Below are 4,975 nucleotides of genomic sequence, written 5' to 3'. Positions count from 1 at the left end.
ACCTTGGAAGCCTCGACTAACCTAATCGCCTCAGCCTCCTTACCAATCCTCTTACCTAGGTCGACAAATTGGTCACATATTTCATCCAGGGTGGTTCCGGATCGATAGGTGACCACCTCGAGTCCAAGCTTCCGAAGGGTCTCCAGGTCACTCTGTCGGGTGAGCGAGGTAGCGACGATCAGGTCAGGCTTGAGAGCCACAATAGCCTCGGGGCTTGTCTTGACTGCACTAGCTATCACCGTTACCCCCTTGCGTCCAGCCGCCATACAGTAACTGGTGCATCCAACGATCTCATCAGCCGCATCGAGGTAGTAGAGTGACCGTGTGAGGGAGGGAGCGAGGGAAACAATCCTCCTTGGAGTGGTCGCCATCAGGGAGTAGCATCCGACGAAGAGGCAGACTAAGAGAGAGAAGAGTCGTCTCATAGCTATGATTATCTGAATTAGAAGCGATATAGGACGTAAGTACGGACATCTATCACCTGCTCAGAGGAGGTCCCAAAGAGCGAAGTCCGACTGTTATCAAAGAGTTCCCCCAGATTATAGAGATAGCCTCCTCTCAGTCCAACCACGAGATGACGCATATGGTACTCAGCTCCGACACCACCACCGACACCCCACCAGAAGTTATGATCCAGCTCATGTCCGTGGTGCTCCCGATAGACGCGGCGCATGGTAGTGGGGTCGAAGTTCTCCTCGATCTGCTCATCCTCACGCTCGTCCAGCTTGTACCCGAAGTGGGAGCCAGCATCGATGGTTATCTTGAAGTGGCTTCGGGCTCCACCGATCATGAAGTGCGTCATGATCGGCACATGCACGTAGGAGAGGTGGCGCTTATAGGTGTACTGCGGGTAGTCCTCAGGTGCCTCGACCCAGCCGCGTTTCCAGTAATTCACCTCCACCAGCACACCGGCATAGCTCTCCACATCGTACCTCAGTGCCACCCCACCGCTGTAGCCGAGGTAGGGCTTCTGATTGATGATGGGGCGAAAGGTGACCGTGGAGAAACTGACCCCACCGGTCGGTCCGATGAGCAGCTTTCCCCATTCCTCCGCTCCCAGTCTCAGAGGAGACAGGCTCAGGAGGGTTAGCAGTAAGTTGAGAGCAAGCCTTTTCATCAGAAGCGCGACACACTATTATCCTTATTATACCGGACGAAGAAGACCCCTTGATTACTCCTTGTTCCGTTATTCATCGGTACACTCTTGCCAAAGTCTAGCAGCGACTGCACACCCTTGTAAGCGGAGTCAGCCCCCTTATCGTGCCGCAGGAAGTAGCTCCCCGTGTCGTAGCCGAGAGCAGAGTAACGGGGGAAGGTATTACCGGTGCCGTGACCAAACCACTTCATGTAGTCCGCAGAGAAGCGCTGGTAGGCACTGTCTCTCGGATAGATAAAGAAGGTGGTAAAGAATGTAGCCTCTGCGCGATACATCTGTCTCCCAAGCGAGGAGGCATAGGTCTGCCACTCAGGATAGCCAAAGGCAGTGACCACAGAGCTCTCCGTAAGGTCCTCCTGCGCACTGTCGATAGCACTCAGCACCTGGCGAGCTGCCTGGATGGATGAGGAGGCTGGTACGACCACCACCCTCAGATGACCTAAGCTCTGCCGGGACACGTCCTCTCCGGTCATAAAGTTCGATGAAGCACACTCGGAGTACGTGCTTCCCGCCAGCTGCAGCCTATTCTTGAGTGCCAGCACGAAGGGACTCTCCTCCTCGCCCGGCATAGGATTGACGAAGAGTACGTGGTATGATCCATACGCCTGGATAAATCGCTCCGCCGCCTGGTCGCAGAGCATCGCTGCGGGGGTATTGATCTGATAGACACGCCCGGAGAGTGACGAAGCCACCTCCCGGGAGGAGAAGGGGATCACATAAGTCGCTTGCTTGTACCTGGCGAGCTCACTCAGCTGACGGATGGAGGAAACCGAGACGCCTCCGATGATCAGATCCACGTCGGGGAGGTTACTGATCGCCACCTTAGTGGACGGCAGCTCCACGTCATCACAGTTGTAGACGTAGAGATTGATGTCCCGTCCCTCTCGCTTGGCCTCCAGCACGCTCATCAGAAACCCCTCGTAGTAGTCGGCAAAGCGCCTCTCCCTATCGAGCCTGAAGGGGAGAGCGAGCACTACATCCAGCGTACCCGTGCCGGTGGTGGGACGAGTGGCCACAACACTCCGGGCTGCCAGATTATTGGGGATACTGCCATCGGGGAGGAAGACCGACTCCCCGGCCCTCAGTCCCCGCTCCAGCACCTGGGGATTGTAACGATAGAAGTCCTCCTCGCTCCAGGCGGTACCCTTGACGAGGGAGTAGACCGTGGCTCCTCCGGAGACTGTCTCAAGACGGATGCCATTGAGGCTGTCCGCCGCAGCAGGCTCGACCGGCTTGGCATCAGGTGACGAGGAGGATCCCGAGGAGTAGGCGGGGAGCTTGATGATCATACCCGCTGCAATGTCGTCAGGGGACTTGAGGAAGGTATTGAGAGCCATCAGCTCCTTGACCGTGGTGCCTGCCCGACGCGCTATGCTGTAGAGGGTATCCCCCTTCTTGATCGCATAGAATTCCTCATCCGTGGTGGTCCCGGAGGCAGCACCGGCAGGCAGCACCAGGCGCTCACCGGCACGTATGCCCTGGCGAGCGGAAGGATTGAGCCGATAGAGGTCTGCCACGGTGACGCCATACTGCTTACCTATCCGATACAGGGTCTCTCCGGACTGCACCACGTGGACACGCGATGTGGATGTCTGTGCCTGCGCCGGCTCCCCGACGGAGAAGAATAGTGCCAGACACATCCAGAAGATGGTATGTCTCACTCGTTGCCCCCCAATATTCCGCTTCATCTTAGATACTATACTAATGAGATAGGTACACGGCGCACGAGCGCCACTCTTCGGTAATGGCACAAAGGTAATGAATTGCCCCCTTTCCGCCACAATTCTATTACCGGTATTAGTGACAACTATTACCGGTAATAGTAAATACTGATACCGGTAATAGATCGAAGCGAGAGGACACAGGCGATTATTGGTACCTTTGCGTGGGGATCCACAGGAGTTCTTATACTTCGATACCAATTCAACTCAATAGACAAACCATGGGACGTTCTTCACGACTGATCTTAGCTACTCTCGCCCTCATCCTGAGCCTTTCCACCCAGGCTCAGACGGTCACACGATGCGAGCCAACAGGTCCATCCACGATCACCATTACGATGGATAATGGGCAGACGAGGATACTGGACTTCTACAGCGATCATATCGTCAGGATCTATCAGGATCCCAAGGGCAGACCCCTGCAGGAGCCTGTCTCGGAGCCTCCGGCAGAGATCTTAGCCAGTCGTCCGAGGAGCGCCACTCCATTTAGGATCTCCACGGCGACAGACCGGTCGGGTAATCCTGTGATCTACACCGATGCGATCTCCATAACCACCGAGCTGAGTACAGGTCTCATGAGTGTGACCGACCTTCGGAGTGGCAAGAGCGTCGTGAGGGAGATGAAAGCACCGGTATTTAAGGAAGCATCTAGCACAATCTTCCTCTCCATGGGAGAGAACGAATACTTCTATGGCGGCGGAGTGCAGAATGGTCGTTTCTCTCATCGAGGTCAGTCTATTGCTATCGAGAACACCAATAACTGGGTCGACGGAGGTGTAGCCTCCCCCACCCCATTCTACTGGAGCACAGCCGGCTATGGAATCCTTGCCTACACCTTCCGCCCTGGGAGATATGACTTTGGCGAAGAAACCAAGGATCAGGTCATCCTGCAGCATAGTCAGGACTACCTGGACCTCTTCCTGATGGTGAGCGACACGTCGGACAAGCTCATCTCAGACTACTATACTCTGACAGGGAGACCCGCACTGATACCGAAGTTTGGCTACCTCGAGGGTCACCTCAATGCCTATAACCGCGACTACTGGCTCGAGACCACTGAGCCGGGTAAGGGGATCCTTATGGAGGATGGGAAGCGCTACGTAGAGAGTCAGAAGGACAATGGTGGCATCAAGGAGTCGCTCAATGGCGAACGGGATAATCACCCCTTCTCTGCCCGCGCCGTGATCGACCGCTATGCCAGGCACGACATGCCGCTCGGCTGGGTGCTGCCTAATGACGGCTACGGAGCCGGCTACGGACAGGAGGACTCGCTGGACGGTAACATAGAGAATCTGAGACAGTATGGCGCTTATGCGCACAAGCATGGTGTAGAGATCGGTCTCTGGACCCAGAGTGACCTCCATCCGGTCGAGGGCATCGAGCCACTTCTGCAGCGTGATCTCAATAAAGAGGTAGGCACCGCAGGCGTGAGGGTACTCAAGACCGATGTGGCGTGGGTCGGTGCAGGCTACTCCTTTGGTCTCAATGGGATCGCCGATGCCGCCGAGATCATGATCCGTGAGGGTAGAGGAGCTCGCCCATTCATCATAACCCTGGACGGATGGGCCGGCACTCAGCGCTACGGCACGGTCTGGTCGGGTGATCAGACCGGTGGTGACTGGGAGTACATCCGCTTCCACATACCTACCTATATCGGCAGTGGTCTCTCGGGCATGCCCTTTATCAGCTCCGATATGGACGGGATCTTTGGCGGGGGTAATCTCCCGGTGAATATCCGTGACTTCCAGTGGAAGGCTTTCACGCCCATTCAGCTCAATATGGATGGCTGGGGGACCAATCCCAAGTACCCCATGGCACTGGGAGAGCCGGCCACATCGATCAATAGGTCCTACCTGAAGCTCAAGTCTGCCCTCCTGCCATACATGTACAGCTGTGCCTATGAGACGCTGGAGGGCACACCACTTATGCGCCCGATGTTTTACGAGGAAGCAACACCCTATACCCTTGGGAGTGCAACGAAGTATCAGTTCCTCCTCGGGCCGAGCCTCCTCATCGCACCTATATACAAGGAGACAGCTCCCGACAAGGAAGGGAATGACCTGCGCCACGGCATCTATCTGCCGATCGGTCTCTGGTA

Annotated in this window: 4 protein-coding genes; 1 reads left to right on the top strand and 3 read right to left on the bottom strand. The window is 56.0% G+C overall.

Annotated elements, in window-relative coordinates:
- The 3 genes from Q0F21_RS05250 to Q0F21_RS05240 all read right to left on the bottom strand — a co-directional run.
- A partial coding sequence (locus tag Q0F21_RS05250; protein ID WP_297238052.1) for a helical backbone metal receptor occupies positions 1-425 on the bottom strand: 425 nt, incomplete at its 3' end.
- 17 nt (positions 426-442) lie between these two features.
- Positions 443-1,117, bottom strand: coding sequence for a porin family protein (locus Q0F21_RS05245; RefSeq protein ID WP_297238050.1), 675 nt, complete (start codon positions 1,115-1,117; stop codon positions 443-445).
- Positions 1,117-2,844 (bottom strand): LysM peptidoglycan-binding domain-containing protein, encoded by a 1,728-nt coding sequence (locus tag Q0F21_RS05240; protein WP_297238048.1) that lies wholly within the window; start codon positions 2,842-2,844, stop codon positions 1,117-1,119. Before Q0F21_RS05240 ends, Q0F21_RS05245 begins: the two co-directional genes overlap by 1 nt.
- A gap of 254 nt (positions 2,845-3,098) precedes the next feature.
- Here Q0F21_RS05240 and Q0F21_RS05235 point away from each other — a divergent pair.
- Positions 3,099-4,975: TIM-barrel domain-containing protein (locus Q0F21_RS05235; protein ID WP_297238046.1), on the top strand; the 1,877-nt coding region annotated here is incomplete at its 3' end.

Origin of the sequence: uncultured Porphyromonas sp. (assembly GCF_934359325.1) — a bacterium.
Taxonomy (GTDB): Bacteria; Bacteroidota; Bacteroidia; order Bacteroidales; family Porphyromonadaceae; genus Porphyromonas_A.
The sequence above is the reverse complement of the archived record's forward strand: the minus strand, read 5'-3'. Positions and strand labels throughout refer to the sequence as shown.